Below are 25,632 nucleotides of genomic sequence, written 5' to 3'. Positions count from 1 at the left end.
TGTGGATAGGCTCTTTCATTGGCACAGTCTTGAAGCTGCGCGGGTGGCGCGATGGAGTCCATCGCGAACGTCGGCGATGATGTTTGCCCTGTTTGACGATCCCTCACTCATATTCCACGCAGCGGGAAGACCAGCCCCGAGACGGACTTGAATTGCCCAGCTGATCGACCATAAATCGACGACGCGTTGGATTATGGAGTGAGGGATATGGTGCGGGTGGGCTCGGACGTATTCCGCGATCATGAGGTTGTCGAAGTCCTCGGCTGTTGTCGTTTCGAGCTGCCCGCCAAATGCACAGAAGCCGCTGAGGAACACAGCGATATCGGAGCCAATAGGTGCCATACCGGCTTGTGCCCAGTCAATGAGCATGAGGGAATCAGCAGATGTAAACCCCATGTTGCTGTTATTGAGGTCGCCATGCTGGAAAGTATGGGGCTCGAGATCTAATGCGGTGGCTGTCTTGCGGGCTGTTCGGAGCAGTTGTTCAAGGCGGTTGAGATCAGTCGTCGTATCCAGCTCATCTTTGAGCTTCGGGGACTGTCGAAGGATTTCAATGCTTTGTAATCCAGCATCAATATGGTGTTCAAAAGAGCGGTATTCCTTGGGTGCAATCCATGACTCATGCTTTTGGGGAGTCTTCGCGACGACATCGAGTGAGGCTGCCGCGCGCATTGCAGTGAGGGCGCGATCGATGCTCCATTCGATGTCAAGAGCTTGCCCTACATCTTCCAGCAGGATCCACGAGGAGGTACCGGATGAGCAGTGGGCAAGTAGTTGAGGACGGCTTATGCGCCGCGTGGCTTTCTCTGTCAGAGGCAGGGTATAGACGTTGATCTCGCGACTGATGTCATCGCTGGATTGAAGCCGGATTCCGCTGGAATTAGATGACGCAATTTTCATGATCGCGGTCGTTGCGCGACCGGGTGGGACGTTCAGGTGCAGACGATGCACGCTCGCGCCTGATACGCCACGAGTGAGTTCCTCAGACGAAGATATCGACACGGACCCGTGACCCGGCAACAGGAACGTCACCGAAGTATCATGACAGGCGGTAATGAGTCCGTTGCCGGCAATATCACCGCCCCCTGCGCGTTTACGCGCTGTCATCGTGGGCAACGGGGTCGGGCAACATCGCGGTGAGCAACGGGGCGGTCATTAACCCGGCGGCAACCACCAAGAGCGGGCCGGTGTCATTGACGGCGAAGCCCAACCAGGAACCGGCAATCAGGCAGATCACAACGGGCCGCGCGACGGGGACTTCCGAGATGAGGCGGCTGAGCCGTGCCCAGCGCGCTCGTCCGGGGAACAAAAGCGCCAGACTGAGCAGAACCAAGAGCACCATGCCCGCGGCGAGAAGCGGATACTGCGCGATGAGCCCGATGTTCTGGGAGAGTTTGCGGCCGATGACTTGCCATAGATCACCGGTGAGAACCGCGTCGATAAAGCGACCGAGGTGGGTGCGCTGCTCTGGTGCGCGCATCCAGTCCGCGAGGGCAACCGCGATGACCGCGAGCGCGCCGCCGCCGCCGAGAACCAGCACGTGCCACAGGCGGAGTCGAACCCGTGACACCAATAGTGCTAGCAGGCCAAAGACGGGAAGGCACACCAGCATGGATCCGAAATCGGCGCCCATGGTGGGGGCAACGCAAATGACGGACACCACCGCTCCGAGCGCCGCCACCATGGCCACCCGCAGTCTGCTGCGGGATGCAGCACTCGCAGCGCTGTCGCCCTCGTCTGCCCCGGGGGTGAGGCGATCACACCAGGTCAAAAGCCCGAGTAGGGCCAGCAGGGAACAGGCGAGGACGATACCGAATAAGTGATTAGAGATGCCGTAGAAACGACCGCCACCAAGCGGGTCCGCCCCGAGGATCGCGGAGGTTTGCAGCGGTGAGCCGAACGCTGATTCACCGAGGATAATGCCGGCGGTGATCAAGCCGGATGCGGCGGGTGGACCGAGCCGGTGACGCCGCCACGGACCCAGCAGCGCGATGGCGGTGATGACAGCGGCAACCGACCAGGTGAAACCGGCGAGAGCCAACCAAGGAAGCTCCGCACGCCACCAGGGAACGAGGTTTGCGATCAGTCCGGCAGCGGTTGCAGGCGGAAGCGCAATCGCAAGGGCACGGGCGAAAGCAGCACGTCGTCGTCCGCGGGCAAACCGCGGAATCCACAGCAAAACCGTCGCGATAGCGCAGGGAGCCCCCCAGATACCAAGAACGGGTAAGGTCGCGGAACCGATGCGCTGCGCGGCGAGAGTACGGTCGCGAACGAGTTGTTGCGCAGCGGCCGTTGAGGCAGCCGGGCCAGCCTCGCATGCGGAACCCGGAAGGTCAGATGGAAGCGGTACCTGGGTTGGTTCCATCAAGGTGGGGAGCAGATCGACGACACTGACCAGGCCATTTTGGTGGGTAGAGCCTGAGCTGAGCAGGGTTCCCGGATAGCCGGTATCCATCACCACCTGCAAACGGTTCGGTGCCGGAAGGGCAAGGGAATCGTGCAAAGACTCTGTCGGCAGGAGGTCATCCTTCGGAGGGTTCAGCACCGCCACAGACGCGAGAATCGTGCGAGGCAGCTGTGAACATCCGCCAGCGGCGTCGAGTATCCGGCTGACCCGTGTGTCCAGAGCTGCAAGGTCAGTAGCACTCGGGTGCGCAGGCAATCCGCCCAGATGTACCAGCACGATGGAATGTGGATGGTTGGCGAGTGCCGTGGCGACAGTTTTGCTTTCAGTGCTGAGATGCTCGGCGGTGGGGTTGGGGCCGGGTATTTCTTCAAGGCCTCCGGGATATGTGGCGAGAAGATCTTTACGGATGGGGCTGGCATCGCTTCCCCCGGAACTGGCGGTGGCGTCCTGTGAACTGGTCACTCCCTGAAGGGTCCCGGGCACCGCGGCATGCCCAGCCAAGCCATGAATTCCTCGGTACCCGGTGTGTAGCGCTTGAACTCCCTGCCGATAGGTGGAGATGGCTGAGGACGAGGTGGTTGACATCGCTGCGATCCCCGCGTGATCAGCTAGGCATTGCAGGGCCGGTGTGCGGGTGGGGGAGATGTCTTCCCAGGTCAGACCTGCGGTCGTGAGGACGAGTCGCACAGGGGACGGGTGTGAGTCGCCTTGGGTGGGGGTCACTCCGGGCGCCTGCAGCCATGCGGCGGAGGCGGGAGCTGCCACGACGGCGCACAGCAGCAAAGTGGCGAGAAAAGCGAGAAGACGACGCACGAGATGATCCTAAGGTCCGGGTGTGACAGACGAGGTCTCGGGGCATGGAGGATGCGGAATAAGGCTGTGGAGGTGATGTGTGGGTTCGTGCGCCGTCCTGGAGTGACCAGGTGGAGGACTGACATCGCGGCGGTAGCGCTCTAGGCCACGTCCCCTGTCCCAGCGTCCGGACTGTCCGCGGATGTCGTGACGCAGCCGGTAGCGTAAACCACTATGCGTTACGGCTATCTCGGTCCGGCGACCACCTTCACCCACCAAGCCCTGCTCGAGGCCCTGGCACGGGGTGTTGGGGCGCAGCTATCCGCGACCGGCACAACGGTTTCGGGCATCGACAACGTGTCCGCCGGCGATGTGGGCACTAACGATGTGGACGCTGACGATACGGTGCCCTATCCCAATGTGCCCGCGGCAATGCTCGACCTCCTGGAGGGCAGACTAGATGCGGTGATGGCCCCGCTGGAGAACTCGGTGGAAGGGGGCGTGTCAGGAACGTTGGATGCCCTCGCGCAGACCGGCGGGATCGGGATTATCGCCGAGCAGATCGTGCCGATCACCTTTGTTCTCGCGACCCGGGAACCGATTTCGACCTCAGAGATCACCGAGGTGGCCAGTCATTCCCATGCGCAGGCGCAGTGTCAGGGGTGGGTGCGCTCGCATCTGCCGGGGGTCTCACTGAAAACCACGCTGTCGACTGCCGCAGCTGCTCAGGACCTTGCGCGCACTCCGGTTCAGTCAGCCCGTGGCCGCTCGGTGATCTGCTCGCCTTTGGCGGCGAAGCATTTTGGGCTCACGGTGCATGCCGGACGCATTGAGGACCATTCGGATGCGGTGACCCGGTTCGTGATGGTGGCGCGAGCCGGTGCGATTCCGCAGCCGACCGGCACCGATAAAACCTCGCTGGTGGTTCATCTGCCGCATAACCGCACGGGGGCGCTGCTGGAGATGCTCGAACAGTTCAGTGCGCATGGCGTGAATCTCTCTCGCATTGAGTCCCGTCCGCTCGGCGATGCGCTGGGCCGGTATTCGTTCTCTCTCGACGTTGAGGGGCATATTGCCGACCGACGGGTGGGATCTGCGCTCGCATCCCTGTATAGGACCTGTCCGAAGGTGATTTATTTGGGGTCTTATCCGCGAGCTGACAAGGTCAGGCCCCAGATCAGCGACGAGTTGAGTGATGTGGCCTTTGATCGTGCGGGCCAGTGGGTGGACGGGTTGCGCGCTGGCATCCGCGGGTAGTCGGCATCTGCGGGTGGTTGCCTCTGGCTAGGACGGAGTTCTCACGTGCAGAGCTTGCGGGTCAACCCGGGCCAGCAGATGTGTCGCTTCGCCGCGTCCGTCCCCATCCAACTGGACCGGAAGAGGCTTTTCTAGCTCGACCATAAGCTGCGTGGTCTCCATCCGATGCAATGACGGCATTCGTCTGAACAGGGAGTTTTTTGGGGTCATGAGTCGGGCCACAATTTGGGTGAGGCCCGCAAGCCCTTTCCAGGACAGGCAGAGAATTTCTAGCCGTCCGTTATCAGCGACGGCATCGGGCAGCAGATTGAGCCCGCCGGGCAGTTTCCCCACATTGCCGATCAACACGGTGCGGACTTTGCAGCTGGTTCTCGCACCGTCTGCGCTGCGCAGGTGGGCATCCACACTGCGCCCGGTAATGTTCTTCAGCCCCGAGATGACGTAGGCAAACCAGCCGATTCTCCGTTTCAGGCGGTCATCGGTGGAGGTAATGATGGTGGCATCGAATCCGACTCCTGCGATCACGAGGAAGATATCTTCGGTGGCAGTTTCGGCCTGTGCACGTGAACTGCCGTAGCGCAGCCAACCCACGTCAATGGTGCGCTGGGTTCCGGTGAGCGCGATGTAGGCGGCTTCTTCGGGGTCGTCCAGGGGGATTCCAAGGTTGCGGGCGAGGAGGTTTCCGGTGCCACTGGGAATCAGGGCCATGGCTACGTCTGTGCCCGCGAGAGCTGAGGCCACGGTGCGCACGGTGCCGTCGCCTCCGGCAGCAATCACGAGGGTGGCTCCCTGGATGATGGCCTGACGGGTTTGCCCGTACCCGGGGTCATCCGCAGTGGTTTCAAAGAAGAGGGGGAGTTCTTCGCCCAGTTCAGCGCAGGCACGATTGATCAGGCGCCGGAATTTAGACATGCTCGGTTGCTTTGTCGGATTGACGACGACGGCGATGCGAGCCCGGAGATTGGGCTGGGGATGATGTTCGGGCGCGGTCGCAGTGATCTCGCCCGCAGTCTCGGTGGCGCCATCTGCGGCGTGAACTGTGGTGACGCTGGTGCTTATGCGGGTTTCTGTGTGAGGGCTAGAGTCCGCAGCGTCGGTGACGGCAGATGCCCCGGCTTTGGACTGGGCATCGGAGGGAGAGTGTGGCGAGGAGTCTGGGAGCTGCTGAAGGGCTCGTCGCACATCCCGGAGGAGCCGGGTGATCGCAATCAGAATAGTGAGCAGGGCAAGCGCAAGTATCAGCGCTATGACACCTTCGATAGTGGAGAGCCTCCCGACATCCATGGGACCACCGTAGTCGCCGGGGTAGCATCGTCGTGTGATTGATCTGAAGCTTTTGCGTGAGAATCCCGAGACTGTCCGAGCTGCTCAGCGCGCGCGTGGTCGCGATGCAGCGATTGTGGATGAAGTTCTCGCCGCTGATTTAGCGTGGCGGGAAGCCACCACCGCCTTTGAAAACGCCAGAGCCCGGCAAAAAACCATCGGTAAAGACGTCGCGAAAGCGCAGGGGGAGGCGAAGCAGGCGCTTCTTTCTGAGGTGAAGGGCCTAGCCGCCGACGTGAAGCGTCTGGAAGCCGAATCGGTGGAGCGAAGCGCACACCGCGAAGAACTATTGCGCAAGATCCCGAATATTGCCGAGGGTGCCCCGGAAGGCGGGGAAGACGACTATGTCGTGCGTGAACTGGTTGGAGAGGTGACGTCGTTCGACTTTGAGGTTCGGGACCATTTAGAGATCGCCGAAAAAATCCGTGCCATCGACATGGCTCGCGGCGCTAAGGTGTCCGGGGCTCGGTTTTACTTTTTAACCGGTGTCGGCGCATTGCTGGAACTGGCTTTGCTCAATGCTGCAATGGATCAGGCTGTCTCCTACGAGTTCACGCCGATGATTACGCCGACTCTGGTTCTGCCGGAAACCATGGACGGAACGGGTTACCTGGGGGAGCATGCCACCGAGGTGTATCACCTGGATAAGGGCGATGACCTGTACCTGGTGGGGACCAGCGAGGTGGCTTTGGCCGGGTATCACCGAGACGAGGTGCTCGATCTGAGCGGGGGTCCTCTCCGTTATGCGGGCTGGTCAGCGTGTTACCGCCGTGAAGCGGGCAGCTATGGCAAAGACACTCGTGGAATTATTCGGGTTCACCAGTTCCACAAGGTGGAAATGTTCTCGTTCTGTCGGCTTGAGGACTCGTTCGACGAACATGAGCGGCTGCTGTCCTGGGAACGGGAAATGCTGGGGCGGATCGATGTGCCCTACCGGGTGATTGACACGGCAGCAGGCGACTTGGGGACCTCAGCGGCGCGGAAATTTGACTGCGAAGCGTGGATGCCCAGTCAGCAGGCGTATCGCGAGCTGACCTCCACCTCAAACTGCACTCAGTTCCAGGCGCGGCGTCTGGGGATCCGCGAACGGTATGAGGGATCGCTGCGACCGGTCGCAACCTTGAACGGAACACTCGCGACCACCCGGTGGATCGCGGCGATTCTTGAGAACCATCAACAGGCGGACGGCAGCGTCGTCGTGCCTGAGGGTCTACGTCCTTACCTCGGGGGACGGGAGATCTTCGAGGTGGCCTCCTGACGCGGATGAGCGCACCGACAATGACCGGTATCACCGTGTCTGACCTGCGTCGTCATCGGGCAGTGGACCGGTTTCGACGGACGGTCGCCCACCAACCGATGCTGATCGGGCTCGATGTGGACGGCACCCTGGTCGATCACAACGGTGAAATGTCACCGGCGGTGCGCGATGTTTTACACCGGGCGGCAGGGCAACATCACGTGGTGATTGCCACCGGACGCAGCGTGGGGGCGACGGTTCCCATCGTGCAGCTGGCGGGCCTTTCCGGCGGCTTTATGGTGTGCTCAAACGGGGGTGTGACCGCGGCGCTGGATACTGATCGCGGCAGTTGGTCGGTGGTGTCCCGTCATACTTTCGATCCGGCAGGTGCTCTGGCTGCTTTGCGCAATCAAGCCCCGCAAGCTCGGTTTGCGGTGGAGACAGCGGACGGCTCATTTGTGGCTACACCTGGTTTTCAGGACGCGAGTTTCGGCGCGGATGCCCGCCCGGCCCGACTGGATGATCTGGCTCAGCTGGATGCGGTCCGGGTGGTGGTCTCTTGCCCCGATCTCAGCTCTGAGGAGTTTAGACGGATCGTCGCCAGTGCGGGTTTGACCGGGGTGGGTTATGCCGTCGGGTGGAATGCCTGGCTGGATATTTCCGCTCCAGGTGTCTCTAAGGCGAGTGCTCTGGAGGAGCTGCGCCAGCAGCTGGGGGTGCCGAAAGAGGCGACTGTCGCCATGGGCGATGGACGCAACGATATCGACATGCTGGCGTGGGCCGGTTTAGGTGTGGCGATGGGGCAGGCTTTGGAGGATGTGGCCTGTCATGCGGATATGAGGACTGCAACGATCGGTGACGATGGCGCTGCCCTGGCGCTTGAGGCAATTTTGGGCTCGTAAGGAGCGCCAGACAGGACCGGGCGGGCGCACATCGTGAGCGGACCTCAACCGTGCGGCTACCAAGGAGGTATGAGATGAACGGTGAGCACCCCGTGGGGCTGGTAGCCCTGGATATCGACGGCACGATTGTGGGTCCGAATGGCGTTTTCGAGGACGTTAAAGACGCCGTGCGGAACCTTCAGCGTCACGGATGGCTGGTGGTTGTGGCAACCGGCAGAAGCCCCGTTCATGCGCTGGGGCCCGCCAGTGTGATCGCAGGACGCAAGGGCCTCGGGGTGTGTTCTAACGGGGCAGTGACCGCATGGTTTGAAACCAAACCGGCTCTGGTGGGGGAGAGTCCGATGAGGGTTCCCGGCGAGCCCGAGGCGGTGGTGCGGTCGTGGGAGATTGAGGATCTGATCGAGTTCAATCCCCGCGAGGTGTTGGAGATTATGCTCGGGGCGTTTCCCGACGCGCTGTGCGGACTCGAAATCAGAGGTGAAAAATACCTGCTCAATGCGCCGTTTCCGGACGGACATCTGCCGACGCCGTATCACGTCGCAGAGTATGAGCAGTTGCTTGATGCCAGCGTCACCCGGGTTGCGGTGTATTCGCCGAACCATACGTCGCAGGAGTTCAGCGAGGTTGCCACAGCTCATGGCTTGAACTGCGTCGGATACGACCTTGGTTCGTCCGGGTGGATCGACATTGCGCTGCCCGGGGTGTCCAAAGCGACGGGCTTGGAGGCGTTGCGTAGGCGTTACGGGATCGCGCCGGAGAATACGGTTGCGATCGGTGATGGCCCGAATGATCTGGACATGCTCGACTGGGCGGGCACAGCTGTGGCACCCGGAAATGCCGGGAACGACGTGAAGGAACGAGCTGATCTGGTGGTCGGTCGGTTTGACGAGGGCGGGGTCGCTGAGTTTTTGCGCGGACTGTGACCGGTCAGGACCCTACTGTCAGCACGATTTTCCCGATGTGCTGGCCCGACCGCATCAGGTCGTGGGCGGCCTGTGCATCCTCAAGCGCGAAGCTGGCGCCCACTGGTACGCGGAGTCGCTGGCTTGCCAGCATCGGCCACACCGTTTGGTGCACCGTGTGCATGATCGCTGCTTTGTCGTGCGCTGCCCGCGCTCGCAGGGTGGTGGCAATGATTCGGCCACGCCGTGCCATGAGCTGCCCGAGGTCGAGGGACCCAGTGCGACCTCTCATCGTCCCGATCACCACGATCCGCCCGCCAGTGGCTAAACAGGCCACATTGCGGTCCAGGTATGGTCCGCCGACCACATCGAGCACCACATCGACTCCGCCGTTCAACACACCCGCGTGCCGCCAGGCGCGGATCCGCTCCACAAAATCTTCTTCCGTATGGTCAATGACGTATCCTGCGCCGAGCGTGCGGGCTACTTCTGCTTTATCGCGACCTGCAACGGTGGTGACGACGTTGGCTTCCAAAGCTCTGCCGAACTGCACCGCGAAACTTCCGATACCGCCGGTGCCTCCGTGCACGAGCAGGGTGTCGTTTGCTTGCATGCGCGCTTCGTGCAGAAGGTTTGAGACGACGGTGGCCGCGACCTCGGGAAGACCGGCTCCTTCCACAGGGCTCAGTTTGGGAGGGGCGGGCAGGCAGTGGTCGGCCCGTGCCGTGACGTATTCGGCGTACCCACCACCCGGGAGCAGGGCGAGGACTTCATCGCCGACTGACAGCTCAGGCTGTGTGGTGGAATGTCGTTTCGCTGTGGGGCGCTCGGGCGTGGGGCCGAACTGTTCAATGACCCCGCTGACTTCGAGTCCGGGGAGGTCGCTTGCTCCGTGCGGGGGTGGATAGAGTCCTTGAACTTGCAGCAGGTCGGCTCGGTTGACCCCGGCTGCGTGCACGCGAATGAGAACTTCGCCCGGGCCGGGTGCGGGGATCGAGCGTGTTGTCAGGGTTAGACGGTGGTCATCGGTGATCTCCATAACACGCATGACCTCTAGGGTAGGCCGGATTCTGTGATCTGGCCTGTGGAAATGCTGGATGTGGCATGAAGACGAGCGGTTTTGTGTGCCCAGGCTGGTGGCTTTTCGGCTTGCTTTGGGCGAAGTGCAGGCGTGGTTGGCAAGACATTCGGGTTTCCGAGTGGGCGATTAGCCTGACTGCGCGCTACCCTAGAGCCTGCATCGCACTGAACTTGCCAGGTGAGTTAAGAGCATGTCCCGGATAACGGGGCCTTAGCTCGGTGGCTGGGGAGGGCGATGAGATGGCTTTCGGGTCATATGGAGGGTTGACAGAGCGGCCGAATGTGACGGTCTTGAAAACCGTTGTGCAGTAACCCTGTACCGCGGGTTCGAATCCCGCACCCTCCGCCCTCAGCGTGCGGCTCAGGTTCCCTTGGGCCGCACGCTTTTTATGTCGCAGCAGCAGGGTGCGCATATTGTCGTCCGTGAGCCGTGAGCCGTGAGCCGTGAGCCGTGAGCCGTGAGCCGTGAGCCGTGAGCCGTGAGCCGTGAGCCGTGAGCGACCGGCGCTATTCTCGGTGTCATTGTCGATCAGAGGAGCTACGAATGTCCGGCACATCATCCACCGCCCACGCGGGCACATCCTCGCCAGCGCCCCGTCTATCCGTCGGTGACCAGGCCCCTGACTTTGATCTGCCGGCGACCGGTGGTGGCCGAGTACGCCTGGCTGACCTCGCCGGAGCGCCTGCCCTGATATATCACTACCCGCAGGCGTCCACGCCGCTGTGCACCACGCAGGCGTGCGATCTGCGTGATAACTACGAGCTGTTTACACGCAAGGGATACCAGGTTTTCGGGGTGTCGCCGGATCCAGCGGAGGCTCTTGAACGCTTTGTTCGCGAAGAGTCGTTGCCGTTCACCCTGTTATCCGATGAGGATCACACCATGATGACGGCGTGGGGCACCTGGGCAGACAAAAACATGTACGGGCGTATTGTGCGTGGCACCATCCGGTCCACGTTCGCACTGGATGAGCACGGGGTCATCACCTTCGCTAAATACCGGGTGGGAACGCCCAAGCACATTGCGGTGCTGACTGCGGCCCTGCACCTCGGTCGTGAGGGTGCGATATAAATCGCGAATGTGATGTGGCAGCGCCAGGAGAGTGACGTCCGTCGCCTAACTGGCTCGCATCGCGGCACTCAGGTACTCTAGTTCGAGCGCTAAGGCGCAAAGGAGACGTGGCAGAGCGGCCGAATGCGCTCCCCTGCTAAGGGAGTAGGCGGCAAAAACCGCCTCGGAGGTTCAAATCCTCTCGTCTCCGCCGGTTACGCCCCTGAGTCTTGATGTCTCGGGGGCGTTGTCGTCTCCCGAAAGCCCGCGAACTTGACGGTACAGTGGCATCGTTCGCATCGCGTCGACGCGCCTGTGGCGGTGCTTCGTTACCGGTTCGGGTGCGGCGTCGCCCGACGCAGGAGGCCCCGTGACCCACGACGACACCTTGCATATTCCGACGCTCACGTCAGAGTTCCCCATTGTGGGGGATGACCCGCTGATTGATGCTCCGTTGCGGGCAGACGTCAGGCGACTGACCACGATCCTTGGGAGGACCCTCGCCGACCAGCACGGGCAGGAACTGCTCGATTTAGTTGAGGAGATCCGCAGCCTCGCTAAAGAGTCGAAGAAGTCTGGTTCTGCCGAGGGTGCGCAGCGGGTGCAGGAACGCATTGCCAATCTGCCGCCCGAACAGGCAACGGTGCTGACTCGCGCGTTCTCCCTGTACTTTTTGCTCGCCAACGCAGCGGAACAGGTGTACCGGGTTCGGGCCATCACTGCGCGGCGGGAGGAAGAGTCCTGGATCCCGCGGACCATCCGCGATATCGCCGATGAACTCGGCACACAGCAGTTGCAAGCCACCGTGGATTCGCTGTCGGTGCGTTTAGTGTTCACCGCGCACCCTACTGAAGCCTCACGCCGGGCCGTGCTCACGAAGCTTCGCCAGCTCTCGGATATTCTTGCCGTGCCCACCGACGAAGGAACGAGCGAGCGGCGTAGGCAGGACCGCGCCCTCGCGGAGATCATCGAAGTTCTCTGGCAGACCGATGAGCTGCGCCGCAACCGACCGACCCCTCAGGACGAGGCTCGCAACGCTCTGTACTATCTGCGGGAACTGTATGAGCACACGGTGCCTGAACTCTTGGACGCTTTCCGCGACGAACTGCGGGAATACGGGGCCCAGCTCGCGCCTCGTGCGGTGCCGCTGCGTTTTGGGTCCTGGATCGGCGGAGACCGCGACGGTAACCCGTACGTCACCCCGGAGGTCACCCGGGATGTGTTGCGGATGCAGTCGGATGTGGCGCTGGATGTGGCGAGTTCCTTTATCACCCGGGCGATTCAGGCTCTGTCGATTTCGACGGCTCTGACCGGAGCGTCCCCGGAGCTGTTGGATTCCCTGCGCCAAGACCTTGCTCATCTTCCCGAAATCGGCGAAGAACATCGTGAAATGTTTGAGGAGGAGCCCTACCGGCTCAAACTCGGAACGATGCGCGCCAAACTGGAACGCACCAGGCAGCGCATCCACGACGAGATGCCACACACGCCGGGCAGGGACTATGCGTCGAGTGCTGAGATCCAAGACGATTTCGACATCATCGTGCGCTCGCTGGAAGAGAACAAGGGCACGCGCGCGGCAGACGGTCTGCTGGCCACGGCGCGGCACACCCTGGCCGGGGTGGGGTTGAACCTTGCCACCTTGGATATTCGCGAGCACGCGGAAAAACACCATGAGCTTCTTGCGCAGCTGATTGACCGGCTCGGCGAGCATGATCGTCCCTACGCGCAGCTCGACCGAGACCAGCGGCAGGCCTTGCTGTCGGCAGAGTTAGGTCGGCGTCGCCCCCTGGCCGGGGTGGGTTTGGCCTCCGGGAGACTCGGGCTGTCTGAGGATGCCGCCAAGACGTTCGGTGTGTTTACCGAGATTGCTCGGGCGCAGGAGATTTACGGCAAGGCGGTGATCGAAACCTATATCGTGTCGATGACCAGGGGGGCCGACGATATTCTCGCGGTGGTGTTGCTGGCCCGTGAAGCGGGGCTCATCGAGTTGCCCGGTTTGCCGGGCGAAGATGGTCACGCTGATATCGGGTTCGTGCCGCTGTTGGAGACGGTCAGCGAACTGCGTCATGCGGGCGACATTTTGGATGCCCTGCTCAGCGACCCGCACTATCGTCAGATTGTTCGGTTGCGCGGCGACAAGCATGAGGTGATGCTCGGGTATTCGGACTCCAATAAGGAGTCCGGAGTGATGACCAGCCTGTGGGAAATTCACCAGGCCCAGCGCACCCTGCGCGATGTTGCGGCTAAACACGGGGTCACTTTGCGTCTGTTCCATGGCCGGGGTGGCTCGGTGGGGCGTGGCGGTGGCCCGACCTACGACGCGATTCTCGCGCAGCCGTACGGGGTGCTGGAAGGTGAAATTAAGTTCACCGAACAGGGCGAAGTGATCTCCGATAAGTACATGCTGCCGGTTTTGGCCCGGGATAACCTCGACCTTTCCCTTGCAGCGGTTTTGCAGGGGTCGGCGCTGCATCGTGAGGCCCGCAACTCGGCGCAGGAAATGGGCCGGTTCGGTGAGGTCATGCAGCTGGTCTCGGACCATGCTTTTGCTCGGTACCGCAGCCTGATAGAGCATCCCGACCTGCCGGAGTATTTCGTCACTTCCACGCCGGTTGAGCAGCTGGGGGACCTGAATATCGGGTCCCGGCCTTCAAAGCGCACCACTTCCGAAAAGGGACTTGACGGGCTTCGGGCGATTCCCTGGGTGTTTGGGTGGACGCAGTCCCGGCAGATTGTTCCCGGCTGGTTCGGTGCCGGTTCGGGGCTGAAAGCGGCGCGTGAGGCCGGTTTGACGGATGATCTGCGTCGGATGCTGCAACGCTGGCACTTCTTCCGCACGGCGATCTCCAATGTCGAAATGACGCTGGCGAAAACCGACATCGATATTGCCGCGCATTATGTGCATACGCTGGTCCCGGAACGACTCTGGCACCTGTTCGAGGTCATTCGCGACGAGTATGAGCTGACCGTTGCGGAGATCGAACGACTCACCGATGTGGTCGGGCTCTTAGATAACAACCCGATTTTGAAGCGGACGCTGGCGGTGCGCGATCAGTATCTCGATCCCATTTCGTATATGCAGGTTGCGACCTTGAAGCGGCTGCGGATGGCGCAGGACACCCAGGAAGGGCCGGACGACGAATTGGTGCGTGCTCTTCTGACATCTATTAACGGTGTGGCCGCTGGGTTGAAGAACACCGGCTGATCAATGGCCAGCCGAGGCCTTGCTACAGGGTCTCGATGTCGACAAAGGGCCCGATCCGAGAACGCGGTATTCGCGTCGAGGATCGGGCCCTTTGGGTGCTGTTAAAAGCTCCTGCGCTTCAGCGGCGCCTCACCAGTCCAAGATGGTCCAGTGCTGCTTCTTGGCAACCTGGTACAAGCCGAGATCAGGCCGCACCGCGTGAGGGTGGCCAACTAGGGCGAGCCAGCTGACATCCGCGTGAGAGTCGCCGTATCCGTATGAGGCTTTAAGGTCGGCGCCGTGCTGCGCCGCGTATTTGTGTAGCCAGTTCGCGCGGGCTTCATCCACCAGCGGCGGTGTGGCCAGGTAGCCGGTCATCACCCCGTTGTCCTCGTGCATCCGCCCTGCGACCACCTCATCGAACAGGTCCAAGAGCGGGGACACCAGCACATCAATGGCCCCGGTAACCAGCACGGTGCGATGCCCAGCTGCGCGATGCTCCTCCAGACGAGCCAAAGCTTCGGGACGGATCGAGTCACGGATCAAACCGCCGAGCTCGCCCGCAAACAGCTTCTCTAAATCACTGCGCCGGTAACCCTGATAGCGACGGGTGAAGGTTCGGATGAACTCGCCGCGGTCACGCTGTTCAGCGCGCAGGTACGCGGGTACGGATCCGAGCATCTTGGCAAACTCGGCAGGCCACGCCGACCTCGGTTTCGTAGCGCGCACAACCGCGATGTACTGCTGCACGATGTTCTGAGCCACCATGGTGCCATCGAGGTCGAACACGGCCAGGGCTCCCTCGGCGGGTGCCGGTGGCGGGGTGGGTCGTGCGTTGCGGGCTTTCAAGGTGGCTTTGCGACGACTAAACGCCTTGGTCAGATTCGTCACCGCAGGCAGATGCAGGTCCTTGAAATAGGTGCGCCAATCAATGCCAGTGACGTCAAAATCAGCGCGCTCTAGGTATTCCGGCGGCAAACTCGCTCGCAGAGCCCTCGTGTTGGCGTCGTCGAACACCATTTCCGTCTGCGTGTACTGCTTATACAGCTCCATGTACTTGCGCAGGGTCGCTAAACCCGAAGCATTCTTATGCAGTGACGTCACCCAGGAGCGGGTCCGCTGTGTTGCGGGCAGACGGGTAGCGACCAGCTGGGCCGCCGAGATTGATTTCTCCTTGGCGAGGAACTTCTTCTCCACCAAGTCGACGCTGGGGAAATTCCAACTTGGGACAATGATCTTTTGCCCCTTGTCATCGGTCAGCGGATGCTGCAAGAAATAGTCCCGGACGGCGGAGACCATCGCATGGAACGGTAGGGGATTAGAGGCTCCAGAGACCACCTGGTAATACGCTTCATCTCCGGTCCGCTGTACGTTCTGGGTGGCAAGCGCCACGATCACGTTGACGACGAAGTCAACCGGGATAATGTCGAGAATGGAGTCGGCAAGGCCCGGGAACTCGGGTAGCAGGCCTTTGCCGTAGGCCATGATCAGGGGGTCTGCGACCTTGTACCCGTCGATCCAGCCCGGGAAGGGACGGTTGAGGGCCGACTCAATAATTGAGGGCCGCACAAACGATACGCGGTGCCCGGCGTCGCGCCACATGGTCTCGGCGACGCGTTCTGCCATCGCTTTGGTGAAGGTGTAAATATCGGTCCAACCGACTGACTGGGCGCGGGTGCGGCCATAATCAATCAGACGATCGTGCACCCACTGTTTGCGCTGTTCTTCAGCCGCCGCAGCAACCGCTTTCGGACCCATCTTCCCGTCGCGGGCGCGGGCCGCTTTCATCAGGGAGCGAAGATTTTCGGGCCGCCGAGATTCTTGCTCGGCGCGTTCCCGGGCACCTAAGGCGGCGCTGTATTCCGCACGCCAGTCAACATCGTGGACCAGGGAACCTTCCTGGCGCAGACCCTTTGAGATGCCACCGACATAGGCGGTAGACACATGAATGACGTGAGGATCCTGGCCGGATTCGAGCAGTGCCTGGTAAAGGTTCTGGGCCCCGCCGACATTCACGCGGAACGCCTCATCAATCGGAGGATCAAACGACACGGTGGACGCGGAATGAATAACCGTGTCGAAGGATGTGCCCACGTCACGGATTGTTTCGAGATCACCTTCCAGCACGTGCACGCGGGACGCGATGGCCTCGCGTACCACCTCATCGCTGCTGCGCTCAGCCCACGAGGCGAACACAGGCTTGCGTATAAGCCCTTCGAGTCGTTTGCGGCCGGTCTGAGTGCCCTTCGGGCGGATCAGTGTGGTGATCTGAACATTCGGATGGTTTTCCAGCAGGGCCTGCAGCACCGCTTGCCCGAGGAAACCGGTGGCCCCCGTGAGCAGGATCTGCTGGGCAGCGGGCGCTCCCGTAGTGTTTTCGTGCATGCGATGACTCTCCGAAAATCCGATCCTGAGGGATATCGTCCCAGGTGAAGCGGCATGGCAACGACAATCAGAGTTTGTCGTGCCAGCGGACCCCGGAATGCATCCCCGCGCTGGTCAGCGCGTCGCCTAGTGTATCGTAGGCGCCATGCACAGGGCTCTGATTACCGGCGGGACCTCGGGCATTGGAGCAGCGTTCGCCCGAGCGCTAGCGCGTCGAGGTGTGGACTTGGTTCTCGTAGCCCGGGACCAAACGCGCCTTGACGCCGTCGCCTCGGAGGTGGCTGCCGCTTACGGGGTGCATGTCGAAACCATGTCCGCTGACCTATCTGACCGTTCAGCGGTGGATCGAGTGGTCGCGCGAATCGAAAGCGACCACGACCCAGTTGACTTCTTCGTGTGTAACGCAGGATTCTCGCTGCGCGATGACCTGTTGGCACGTGATGTCAGCGGCCACGATCTCGGCTTTGAAGTGATGGTGCGCGCCGTTTTTGTTTTGGCCGGTGCTGCTGGACGCGCGATGAGCGCCCGCGGTCGAGGCTGGATTGTCATTACCTCCTCCACATCGGGGTACGTGACACAAAACAACTACAGCGCAGTGAAAGCGTGGACAACGAATTATTCCGAGGCGCTGCATAACCGTTTGCGTGGCACAGGCGTCCAAGTCACTGCGCTGTGTCCCGGATGGGTGCGTACGGAATTCCATGCGCGGGCGGGTATCAGCGGAACGTCGATCCCGTCGTTCCTGTGGATGGATCCGGATCGGGTTGTCGAAGAGTGTCTCGCCGACGTGGCGCGTGGCAAGGTTATTTCCATACCTGGGCGAAGATACAAGGTGATGATTGCTCTGTTGCGCCATGCCCCGCGCAGGCTGGTGAGAAAGCTCAGCGCCAAACTCAGCGACCGGCGGGCGCGGGAACGCTGACCCGGATGACTTATCAGCCTCATGATAAAAATCCGGCGCCCATCCCGGGTGCTCCGGTTCCGCAGTCGAATCGGGATCTGAAAAAGTATCGGTCCCGATGGCGAGCCGTGGTGCGTCGGTTTATCCAGCGGCGGCTATTCGGAGCGCTGGTACGCTCAACGATTGAGCAAAATGTGATCTGCGATGATGCGGTTCGCGATGTTAAAGGCGCCTATGTTTTGGTCGCCAACCACACGAGTCACCTCGACGCTCCCATGTTGGCACAGTGCCTTCCGGCACGTCAGGCCAGATTTTTATCCACCGGGGTCGCCACGGACTATTTCTTCAAGATCTGGTACCGACGATTCTTTGTGCGGATGCTGTTCAATGCTTTTCCCATTGACCGCGATGGTTCTCGCGCAAATTCCGGGATGTCTCGCCGACTGCTGCGCTACGGTGTGCCGATTCTGGTTTTCCCCGAAGGCACCCGTTCGATGACGGGCCGAATGGGAACGTTTAAACCGGGCAGCGCGGCGCTCGCATCCAGCGTCGGGGTGCCGGTGATCCCCGCCGCCATTATCGGCGGCTATGAAGCGATGCCTAAAGGTCGCAATTGGCCGAGACCAGGTAAACCCCCGGTTTCGGTCGTGTTCGGAGCGCCCATGACGGCGTACGATGACGAGAGTGTTTCGCAGTTCACAGAGCGTATCCGCGCTACGGTGGCGGGTTTGTACGCTGCGCATGTGCACGATGTCCTGGGACCAGGCGTCCCGGGTAAAGAGAGAGGCCAGGGATGAAGCCGAGCGAAGTCAAGCGGCATAAATGGTGGGGCTGGGGTCTGGACGATGTTGTTTTTCGTTTCGACAACAAACCCGCTTTCGCTCCATTTGCGCACTCCAAAATTGGTATCGATCTCAATGCTGTGACCGTCGCCGACGAGCCGAATCTCAGCGACTACCAGGTCCCAGCCTCTCGCTTGAGCCAGGAGCATCGGGCTGGGTTCGATGAGATTCTCGGGCGTGACAATGTGACGGTCGACGACGAGCTGCGGGTTGTGCACAGTTTCGGCCGATCCATGGCAGACCTGTTCCGCCTTCGGACCGGCGACTTCGGTCGGCTAGTGGATGTGGTGCTCTACCCCGAACGTGAGGACGAGGTCGCCGCCATCGTTCGATTCGTGATTGACAATGACCTGGTTCTGGTTCCCTACGGCGGCGGCTCCTGCATCTCCGGTTCACTGACCTGCAATGCTGCTGAAGAACGTCCGATTGTTTCGTTGAACCTCGGGCGCATGCGCAACGTGCTAGAGATCGACGACACGGCAGGCCTTGCCCGGGTCGAAGCCGGTGTGTACGGGCCGGATCTGGAAGAACAGCTGAACGCCAAGGGATGGACCCTGGGTCACTTCCCGGATTCCTTCACCTATTCCACTCTCGGCGGATGGACAGCGACCCGGTCCACCGGCATGCAGTCCGATAAGTATGGGGATATCGCGGACATCGTCAAGGGTCTGCGCCTGGTGCGAGCCGAGGGGACTTTGGCCTTGAAGGCGCTACCGAGCGCATCCAACGGCCCGAGCCTTCGGGAAATGGTGCTCGGGTCGGAAGGCCGGCTCGGGGTAATAACCGAATGCACCGTGCAGATCCATCGCAAGCCTCCGGTGCGTGAGGTGATCGCGTACATGTACCCGGACTGGGAACACGGCATCCGGGGTATGCACGCCATCGCCCGCAGCGAGGTCACCCCGACATTCACGCGTCTGTCCGATGGTCCGGAGACGGCGTTTAGCCTCTCCATGGTGAAAAAGCCGTCCTCGAAGAAAGGTGAGGTCGCGGCGAAGGTCCAAGAAACCCTCTTCGCGTACTTGCGCCGCAAAGGCTGGGACACCACCGAAAAGATGTGCATTTCGTACGTCTGTTTTGAAGGATCTGCGGAGCATGTCTCGCGGCAGAAAGCCATTGTGAAGAAGATCGTTAAAAAGAATGGCGGGATCTCTCTCGGCGCTGGGCCGGGCGCCATCTACGATCAAAAGAAGTTTGACACCCCGTATTTACGAGACTTCCTGCTGAGCTATGGGGTCTTCGGCGATGTCTCCGAAACTGCCGCTCCATGGTCTCGGCTGAACGAAATGCATACGGCTGTGTTTGACGCCTATCACAAAGCTATCGACCAGCTCGGCCTACGTGGCTTTATGTTTTGTCACATGTCGCACAGCTACCATGCGGGAGCGTGCCTGTACTTCACGTTCGCCTTCCCATTTGGTCAGGATGCCCTCGGGCAGTATCGGACCGTCAAAAACGCTGTTCAGCAGACCTTTGTCGACCACGGAGGCGCCCTGTCGCATCACCACGGCGTGGGCACCGAACACTCACCGTGGATGGAACAGGACGTCACCAGCGTGGGAACGGGCATCCTCGGTTCACTGTTTTCAGCAACGGATCCCGGACGCAACCTGAACCCAGGCAAAATCCTTCCACGCTGACGGGTAGACCTTGGCGCGTGGACCCTGTGCGCCGTAGTTCATGACTATTTCGCGAGCTCGCTGTTCCCGTCCGGCACTGTTTTACTCAACGTGCGCGGACGGGCTCGGTCGATCTGTTTTCAGTTTTACCCGCGACTACGCGATTGTGGCCAAGCTCGGTGCTACCGCCTTCGATGTCGGGGTGATCAACGCGCTGGGACCGTTGGCGTTCCTCCTGATCGGTCCCCTCGCTGAACGGTCGATTGGGCTCGGGTCGGGGCAAGCCTGCGGGCGCACCGGTCTGCGGGTTCTGCGCTTCGCCTTGGTGCTGAGACTGATTCTGGTCGGTACCGCCGCGGTGCTGATTTTCCGCCACAAGCTCACGATCCCCATGGTGATGGTGATCGTGAGCTTGTTTGGGGTGAGCGCGGTGTTCAGCAGTGTCGCGCACGGGGGCACTGCGCGGGATCTCGCACAGATCGAGGGCAATCCAGACTGGCCGGTGTTGCTGCAACGTACCTCAGCGAATCTGGCGATGGCTGACCGGATTTTCGCGATGGTCGGTCCGCTCATCGCAGGACTTGCGGTGGTGCTCGGAGGCGTACACATCGGGATGGGTACTGCCTGGGTTATTTTGCTCATCGCTTTTTCCGGCGGATGGCTCATCACCTTCCGAGACCACTCACCCGCCACGTGTAGCAATATGCCGCGGATATCGACGCGCTCCCGGACGGTGGGGGAGTCGGTGAAACGGGTCTGGAGGGACCGGGGAGCGCTCAGAGCGATCACCGCCGCGATCTCCTGCGGTACCGCGGGGCTCGCCATCGGATCAGCCGTCGAATCCATTCTGATCATTAGGGTTTTACATATCGGGGCTGGATGGTTCGCGTTTTTAGTTGCCTTCGCGGCGGTGGGAGCCATGCTGGGCGGTTCGTGTGCACGCAAGGTCATGGAACGCTGGGGGCCGCGCCGAGTGATGGCTGCGGCAATTCTCGCGCAGAGCCTGCTAGCGGCCAGTGTCTTGCTGGTGTTTATTCTCCCGGCAGGTGTTGCGGCGGCTTTTCTTGCGGTGCAAAAACTGCTGTGGGGAATGGCGGTTGCGGCGCTCAATGCCGTCGGACCCGAATTATTGCTCATGACGGTTCCCTCGGACGTCCTCGATTCGACAGCGGGGGTACGACGCGCCAGCGTGCAACTGTCCGGTGTGCTCGGCGGGATTATCGGTGGTGGGTTCGGGAGTGCATTGGGGATTGTCCCTGCGTTGGCTCTTTGGCCGCTGACCGTGTTCGTGGGCTTTGTGATCGTGGTGCGGGGATGCCGTTCGGCCTCGGCGTCTTTGCCGCGGCCTCGGCAATCTTAAAGTGAACACTGCTTGTCGCGGGTGAGGCCGGTGCCTCAATGGATTAGCTGGTGCCCCAAAGGATCGGGCGGTGCCTTAGCGGGCGAGGAACGATGGCACACAGGCGCGATTGGCCTCATGCGCATTGAGCCGCTGATAGGTCAGATAGTGCTGGGCACCGAGCGTAATCGCGATGTAGATCAGAATTGACGGCGTCCGCAGCAGCGACTCATCCGCGGTGCTCGCCAGCTGAGTCATAACTAAGAGGGTTGAGATCGCGATATGCAGTGCGATAGACACGCCCCACAGGCCAAGTGTCCAGATCGTGCCCTGCCGCCACGCTTTTCCGTCGGCATCGCGCCAAATCCGCATGGTTGCGCCGCGAGCCAAACCCAGCAGGCCAGCTATCACCGCGGTGAGGAGCAAACCTATGCCGCTGTAGAGGGAAATCGTGTGATGTTGGACCACACTGAATAACTGCACGGCGCCGATTATGGCGAGGACTACCAGAATGCGGGGCCCTCGATGCGTCAACGGACGCGCTGTGAACTGACGGGCGATCACCCAACCCACCAGAGCGAGGACGGCCACGAATTCGACCACCAAATTGCCGGTCATGGGAATTCTCCTTGACGTAGGGGTGCATTGTGCACCCGGGTGTCTCTACTGTCTCGCTGGGGGTCTGCGATGTCCTCAAACTAGATACTTAGTCTGGGTTGAACCAGTGAACCCCGGGGGTTGAGGTCGGGTTGATATGGCAATAGAAAGGAAATCTATTGGCCTCATAGCACGTACTATGCGGTATGTGAACGACAAGATGGATGCACATCGAGAGCCCATTCGGGGGAATATGTCGACGTTTACGCGTGTAGAAGCGCCGGAAGTTTCCCGAGTGATAGATGAGATTGATGCCGTCGCAGACCGGGTCGATATTGTTACAGACCAGGCTGAAGTTACCGCAGACTCGGTCGAGGTTGTCACAGATCAGATTCGTGTTGAGATAGGCGAGAATCGGCCCGTGCCTGAAGAGAATTCAGCGGTAGTTGGCGAGGAGCCCGTGCTGCCTGACGGGAGGCCCATGCTGTCGGATGAGGAGCCTGTGCAGCCTGACGGGAGGACCGTGCTGCCTAACGAGGAGCCCGTAGCATCTGGAGAGAACTCGGCGATGGCTGAGGATGTGCATCCGGTGGCCGAGAAGCAGATCTCGACCACATCGGGAAGTCACCTAGAGCCTCCTGAAGGGCCTTCGACAGATGGTCTGCAGTGCGGAGCAGATGAGGCTCGCTTAGCGGTAGATGAAGCCCACCAGCGTACGCGCGAAGCACAAGTGCGTGGGCCTGAAATTTCCCCCATGGGATGGCTCTTTCGCTCCATATTTATTGGTGGAATTGTATGGTCGCTGCTGATGGGCGAGCCGGCTCAGTGGCTGCTGCAACTTGGTGCACCAAACACTCTGGTGACATTTGGAGCCTGGCTATGCGGAGCTCTCTATGTGTTTTGTATTGTCGTCGGTGTTAAACCTGGCGGTATATGGGATCCGAGATTATCTGCGGGTTTAATGCTTGGGTCCTCAATTCTGCTTATTGCATGGAACGACGAAGTCTTACAGCTAGTGGCCTTCGTGGCGGTGGTGTGGATTGTTCGATCCGAACTCTCCTGGCTTATTCGGATTCTGCTATTAATTGCGATTTTTGGGGCCATGCTCCGGCTCGTGACGGCGTTGGATATGCCGTGGTGGGGCGTTCTGACGAATCTTTTAGCAATGGTGATCGCAGCTATATGGAGCCAGGAGCGGTTGCGGCGTAGAGATGCCGAAGAGCTGTCCCGGGCGCGTGAGTTAGCCCTGGTGAACGAGCGGTCTCAGGCAGAGCTGAGCCTAGCTCATGAACGCGCCGAACATATGCTCGGCGAACAGCGCAGAGAAGTATCCGCGCAGGTGCATGACGTGCTGGCACACACACTCTCCGGTCTAGCAATCACATTGTCGGCGGCCACGGTTGAAGCCCGTCGGGAAGGGGTGAGCCCCGCCCTCCAAGAACGTCTGGATTTGGCTCGGCAGCTCGCGCGGTCAGGTCTGATCGAAGCGCGCCGCACGGTGCACGATCTGCGCGATGGCACTGACTCCCGCGACTCTCGTGACAGTGATATGTCCGCGCAGGGCGTGGAGGCCGCAGCTGTAGGTGTTATGCCCGTTGCCGATGGTGCGGTGGATGACACGGATACGGCTGAAATAGTTGTGGCCGACGTGGTCACGAGAGCTGATGGGGCTGAAGTCGATGGGGCTGGAGCTGACGCAGTTGAGACGGCTTCGGCGGATGCGACGGTGGACGATAAAACCGTTGCCCACGTAGGTGACGATGATTCCTCCGTCGCCGATATGCCGGTAGCTGACCGACCCGAAGCCGATGAGGTGGACACGCCGGTTGCCGAGATGACGGTGGATGATCAGACCGTTTCCGCTGGAGCTGACGATGATCTGACCGTCACTGACACGGTGGTGGATGATCGAGCTGACGCCGATGTCACGGATCGCATCGAAGCAGATCACATGGACACTCAGGTGATCGATGTCGGGCTGAACAGCTCTGCGGAACCGCAGGAGACTCCCCAGACGGTCGATGTGACCGATAGGGAAGGGGTGACGATTCCGGCTGATATGGACGGTGCGGACGAGGCATTGGAACCGGACGGCGCGGACGAGCCAGCGGAGATGGACGAGACCTGGCCTGTTGAAGCGGATACGGCGGCTGAGGTAGCTGAAGTGGGTGAGGCGACTGAAGCAGGTGAGGTGGCTGAAACAGATGAGGTGGCTGAAACAGATGAGGTGGCTGAAACGGATGAGGTGGCTGAAACGGATGAGGTGGCTGAAACGGATGAGGTGGCTGAAACGGATGGGGCGAGTGAAGCGGATAGTGTCGCTGATGCTGACATCGCGGACTGCGTTGATACCTCTGACACCGTCGATATCATTGACGCCATCGCTGACGCCGAGGACCTCTTCAACGACGATTGTGCAGAGGACGGCGCGGCGGAAAGCCCCGACGACGTGTTCAACAGGCTGGTCACAATCCAAAGATCATTGACCGGAACCACGGTGGATGTCGAAGGCAGCCTCGCTGAATGGGACCACGGCCAAGAACTGGCCTTAACCGTCGTGCGGGAAGCGCTGACCAACAGCATGCGACATGCCGCAGGTCGCCCCGTGTCCATCCGAATTGGTGGTCCGTCACCACACGATGATGCTGTCACCGACACGATGCGTGATGGCAGCGCCGCCGACGAACAGCTGGTGAGCGGGGAAGGTTTGCGGCTGGAGATTCTGTCGCGCGGTGACGTGGCAACATTCCCGCCGACGATCGAGCAGGGTAGTGGCCTCGGGCTCATTGGTTTGCTGGAAGCAGCTGAACGGCAAGGCTGGGACCTCAATGCGGGACCGACCCCCGACGGTTGGCTGGTGAGCCTCAGAGAGGAGAATAATCTCCACGAGGTCACACCGCCGAAGGGAACCACCAGTGAATGACTCCATTCCGCCCTCGACCCAGCACGATGGTCCGAACAGCGCCCAGCAACCGGACCCGCAGGTGGATGGCTGTTTGCGGGTCGTGATCGCTGAGGATCAGCGGATCGTGCGGGAAGGTCTGCGCAGCCTGATTAACCTGATGGACGGGTTAGAGGTGGTGGCTGCGGTCGAAAACGGTCGGCTGGCTATAGAAGCCGTGGTGCAACACGACCCGGATGTGCTGCTGACCGACCTCAGAATGCCGGTGTGCACCGGCCAGGAAGCGGTGCGAGAACTGCGGGAGCGAGGGGTGCGCACCCGTTGCGTTGCTCTGACCACATTCGATGACGATGACACGATTCGATCTGCACTAGCTGCGGGGGTGGCCGGTTTTCTCGACAAAGATGAAGAGCCGGAAACTATCGCTGAGGCAGTGCGCGCCGCAGCCCGTGGCCAGGCAGTGGTACCGGCTCGGGCGCTCGCCCTGCTCGGCTCGGCTTCCGATACAGATCGACCAAGAGCAGCCTCTGATCCTGGGGTCTCCCAAGAACGGCACGCCTACGACGGTCTCGAAAGCGGTGCTCACAGTGATGACGGAGCTGGTCTCACGCCGCGAGAGATCGAAGTTTTGCGCTTAGTGGCCGCAGGCCGGTCCAATCAGCAGATTGCGCGGGAACTAGTGCTCTCTATGGCAACGGTGAAGACGCATGTCAATCACTTGCTCGCAAAAACTCTAATGCGTGACCGGGCGGCGCTGGTGGCATGGGCTTACAGCCAGGGAATTGCAGGGACTCGCCGCTAAAGATACGCAGAACAAGTTTGCGCATGGGGTACGGCACACTATGCGCCAGCGCCTGATATACGGCGCTCTGAGGCGTGGCACAGTGCGCACTGGACCGTGGCATATGGCGC

The 25,632-nt window shown here is 61.0% G+C and carries 18 protein-coding genes and 2 tRNA genes; 14 read left to right on the top strand and 6 right to left on the bottom strand.

The window, feature by feature from the left end:
* Window positions 1–15: 15 nt before the first annotated feature.
* Both BN1724_RS06390 and BN1724_RS06385 read right to left on the bottom strand, forming a co-directional pair.
* Window positions 16–900 carry a phosphotransferase gene (locus tag BN1724_RS06390; protein WP_331709454.1) on the bottom strand — a complete coding sequence of 295 codons (885 nt, stop codon included), beginning with the start codon at window positions 898–900 and terminating at the stop codon, window positions 16–18.
* A gap of 193 nt (window positions 901–1,093) precedes the next feature.
* Complete coding sequence (locus tag BN1724_RS06385; protein ID WP_058234685.1) at window positions 1,094–3,220, bottom strand: hypothetical protein; 2,127 nt, start codon at window positions 3,218–3,220, stop codon at window positions 1,094–1,096.
* Window positions 3,221–3,433: 213 nt separating this feature from the next.
* On the opposite strand from BN1724_RS06385, the gene pheA reads away from it, so the two are divergent.
* Entirely contained in the window at window positions 3,434–4,456 is a 1,023-nt protein-coding gene (gene pheA, locus BN1724_RS06380) for a prephenate dehydratase (protein ID WP_058234684.1), read from the top strand.
* Between the two features lie 27 nt (window positions 4,457–4,483).
* On the opposite strand, the gene BN1724_RS06375 is transcribed toward pheA, so the two are convergent.
* Window positions 4,484–5,740 (bottom strand): diacylglycerol/lipid kinase family protein, encoded by a 1,257-nt coding sequence (locus BN1724_RS06375; protein WP_058234683.1) that lies wholly within the window; start codon window positions 5,738–5,740, stop codon window positions 4,484–4,486.
* 34 nt (window positions 5,741–5,774) lie between these two features.
* On the opposite strand from BN1724_RS06375, the gene serS reads away from it, so the two are divergent.
* The 3 genes from serS (at window position 5,775) to BN1724_RS06360 (ending at window position 8,841) form a co-directional block, all read left to right on the top strand.
* A complete protein-coding gene (serS, locus tag BN1724_RS06370; protein WP_058234682.1) occupies window positions 5,775–7,037 on the top strand; it encodes a serine--tRNA ligase in 1,263 nt (420 codons plus the stop codon).
* Window positions 7,038–7,042: 5 nt separating this feature from the next.
* The gene (locus BN1724_RS06365) at window positions 7,043–7,918 is read left to right on the top strand and encodes an HAD family hydrolase (RefSeq protein WP_157085791.1); all 876 of its coding nucleotides are present in this window, start codon (window positions 7,043–7,045) and stop codon (window positions 7,916–7,918) included.
* A gap of 74 nt (window positions 7,919–7,992) precedes the next feature.
* Window positions 7,993–8,841 (top strand): HAD family hydrolase, encoded by an 849-nt coding sequence (locus BN1724_RS06360; protein ID WP_058234680.1) that lies wholly within the window; start codon window positions 7,993–7,995, stop codon window positions 8,839–8,841.
* Between the two features lie 4 nt (window positions 8,842–8,845).
* Here BN1724_RS06360 and BN1724_RS06355 read toward each other — a convergent pair whose 3' ends face one another.
* Window positions 8,846–9,868 (bottom strand): NAD(P)H-quinone oxidoreductase, encoded by a 1,023-nt coding sequence (locus BN1724_RS06355; RefSeq protein ID WP_058234679.1) that lies wholly within the window; start codon window positions 9,866–9,868, stop codon window positions 8,846–8,848.
* Window positions 9,869–10,158: 290 nt separating this feature from the next.
* On the opposite strand from BN1724_RS06355, the gene BN1724_RS06350 reads away from it, so the two are divergent.
* The 4 genes from BN1724_RS06350 (at window position 10,159) to ppc (ending at window position 14,156) form a co-directional block, all read left to right on the top strand.
* Window positions 10,159–10,246 (top strand) — tRNA-Ser (locus tag BN1724_RS06350).
* 198 nt (window positions 10,247–10,444) lie between these two features.
* Window positions 10,445–10,972: a peroxiredoxin gene (locus tag BN1724_RS06345; protein ID WP_058234678.1), complete on the top strand. Its 528-nt coding sequence runs from the start codon at window positions 10,445–10,447 to the stop codon at window positions 10,970–10,972.
* A gap of 101 nt (window positions 10,973–11,073) precedes the next feature.
* Window positions 11,074–11,162 (top strand) — tRNA-Ser (locus BN1724_RS06340).
* Between the two features lie 159 nt (window positions 11,163–11,321).
* On the top strand, window positions 11,322–14,156 hold the full coding sequence (ppc, locus tag BN1724_RS06335; protein ID WP_058234677.1) for a phosphoenolpyruvate carboxylase: 2,835 nt from the start codon (window positions 11,322–11,324) through the stop codon (window positions 14,154–14,156).
* A 129-nt stretch (window positions 14,157–14,285) separates the two neighbouring features.
* On the opposite strand, the gene BN1724_RS06330 is transcribed toward ppc, so the two are convergent.
* A complete protein-coding gene (locus BN1724_RS06330) occupies window positions 14,286–16,520 on the bottom strand; it encodes an HAD-IB family hydrolase (RefSeq protein WP_058234676.1) in 2,235 nt (744 codons plus the stop codon).
* Between the two features lie 145 nt (window positions 16,521–16,665).
* Here BN1724_RS06330 and BN1724_RS06325 point away from each other — a divergent pair, with 145 nt between their 5' ends.
* The 4 genes from BN1724_RS06325 to BN1724_RS06310 are packed head-to-tail and all read left to right on the top strand — an operon-like array spanning window position 16,666 to window position 21,242.
* Complete coding sequence (locus tag BN1724_RS06325; protein ID WP_058234675.1) at window positions 16,666–17,442, top strand: SDR family NAD(P)-dependent oxidoreductase; 777 nt, start codon at window positions 16,666–16,668, stop codon at window positions 17,440–17,442.
* Window positions 17,443–17,447: 5 nt separating this feature from the next.
* On the top strand, window positions 17,448–18,218 hold the full coding sequence (locus BN1724_RS06320) for a lysophospholipid acyltransferase family protein (RefSeq protein ID WP_084252823.1): 771 nt from the start codon (window positions 17,448–17,450) through the stop codon (window positions 18,216–18,218).
* Complete coding sequence (locus tag BN1724_RS06315; protein ID WP_058234674.1) at window positions 18,215–19,903, top strand: FAD-binding oxidoreductase; 1,689 nt, start codon at window positions 18,215–18,217, stop codon at window positions 19,901–19,903. The genes BN1724_RS06320 and BN1724_RS06315 overlap by 4 nt, the downstream gene beginning before the upstream one ends.
* Window positions 19,904–19,943: 40 nt before the next feature.
* Window positions 19,944–21,242: an MFS transporter gene (locus tag BN1724_RS06310; protein WP_058234673.1), complete on the top strand. Its 1,299-nt coding sequence runs from the start codon at window positions 19,944–19,946 to the stop codon at window positions 21,240–21,242.
* A 75-nt stretch (window positions 21,243–21,317) separates the two neighbouring features.
* On the opposite strand, the gene BN1724_RS06305 is transcribed toward BN1724_RS06310, so the two are convergent.
* Window positions 21,318–21,839, bottom strand: coding sequence for a hypothetical protein (locus BN1724_RS06305; RefSeq protein WP_058234672.1), 522 nt, complete (start codon window positions 21,837–21,839; stop codon window positions 21,318–21,320).
* Between the two features lie 187 nt (window positions 21,840–22,026).
* On the opposite strand from BN1724_RS06305, the gene BN1724_RS06300 reads away from it, so the two are divergent.
* Together BN1724_RS06300 and BN1724_RS06295 are read left to right on the top strand one after the other, a co-directional pair.
* Window positions 22,027–24,741, top strand: coding sequence for a histidine kinase (locus BN1724_RS06300; protein ID WP_172797090.1), 2,715 nt, complete (start codon window positions 22,027–22,029; stop codon window positions 24,739–24,741).
* Window positions 24,734–25,522: a response regulator gene (locus BN1724_RS06295; protein ID WP_197671763.1), complete on the top strand. Its 789-nt coding sequence runs from the start codon at window positions 24,734–24,736 to the stop codon at window positions 25,520–25,522. Before BN1724_RS06300 ends, BN1724_RS06295 begins: the two co-directional genes overlap by 8 nt.
* Window positions 25,523–25,632 lie beyond the last annotated feature (110 nt).

It is taken from the genome of Devriesea agamarum (assembly GCF_900070355.1).
Taxonomy (GTDB): Bacteria; Actinomycetota; Actinomycetes; order Actinomycetales; family Dermabacteraceae; genus Devriesea; species Devriesea agamarum.
The sequence above is the reverse complement of the archived record's forward strand: the minus strand, read 5'-3'. Positions and strand labels throughout refer to the sequence as shown.

Coding starts and splice junctions, on each gene's coding strand:
- BN1724_RS06310 (WP_058234673.1), top strand. CDS start 19,944: ATGACTATTTCGCGAGCTCGCTGTTCCCGTCCGGCACTGTTTTACTCA.
- BN1724_RS06305 (WP_058234672.1), bottom strand. CDS start 21,839: ATGACCGGCAATTTGGTGGTCGAATTCGTGGCCGTCCTCGCTCTGGTG.
- BN1724_RS06375 (WP_058234683.1), bottom strand. CDS start 5,740: ATGGATGTCGGGAGGCTCTCCACTATCGAAGGTGTCATAGCGCTGATA.
- BN1724_RS06355 (WP_058234679.1), bottom strand. CDS start 9,868: ATGCGTGTTATGGAGATCACCGATGACCACCGTCTAACCCTGACAACA.
- BN1724_RS06325 (WP_058234675.1), top strand. CDS start 16,666: ATGCACAGGGCTCTGATTACCGGCGGGACCTCGGGCATTGGAGCAGCG.
- pheA (WP_058234684.1), top strand. CDS start 3,434: ATGCGTTACGGCTATCTCGGTCCGGCGACCACCTTCACCCACCAAGCC.
- BN1724_RS06315 (WP_058234674.1), top strand. CDS start 18,215: ATGAAGCCGAGCGAAGTCAAGCGGCATAAATGGTGGGGCTGGGGTCTG.
- BN1724_RS06390 (WP_331709454.1), bottom strand. CDS start 900: ATGAAAATTGCGTCATCTAATTCCAGCGGAATCCGGCTTCAATCCAGC.
- BN1724_RS06365 (WP_157085791.1), top strand. CDS start 7,043: ATGAGCGCACCGACAATGACCGGTATCACCGTGTCTGACCTGCGTCGT.
- BN1724_RS06330 (WP_058234676.1), bottom strand. CDS start 16,520: ATGCACGAAAACACTACGGGAGCGCCCGCTGCCCAGCAGATCCTGCTC.
- BN1724_RS06360 (WP_058234680.1), top strand. CDS start 7,993: ATGAACGGTGAGCACCCCGTGGGGCTGGTAGCCCTGGATATCGACGGC.
- BN1724_RS06345 (WP_058234678.1), top strand. CDS start 10,445: ATGTCCGGCACATCATCCACCGCCCACGCGGGCACATCCTCGCCAGCG.
- BN1724_RS06320 (WP_084252823.1), top strand. CDS start 17,448: ATGACTTATCAGCCTCATGATAAAAATCCGGCGCCCATCCCGGGTGCT.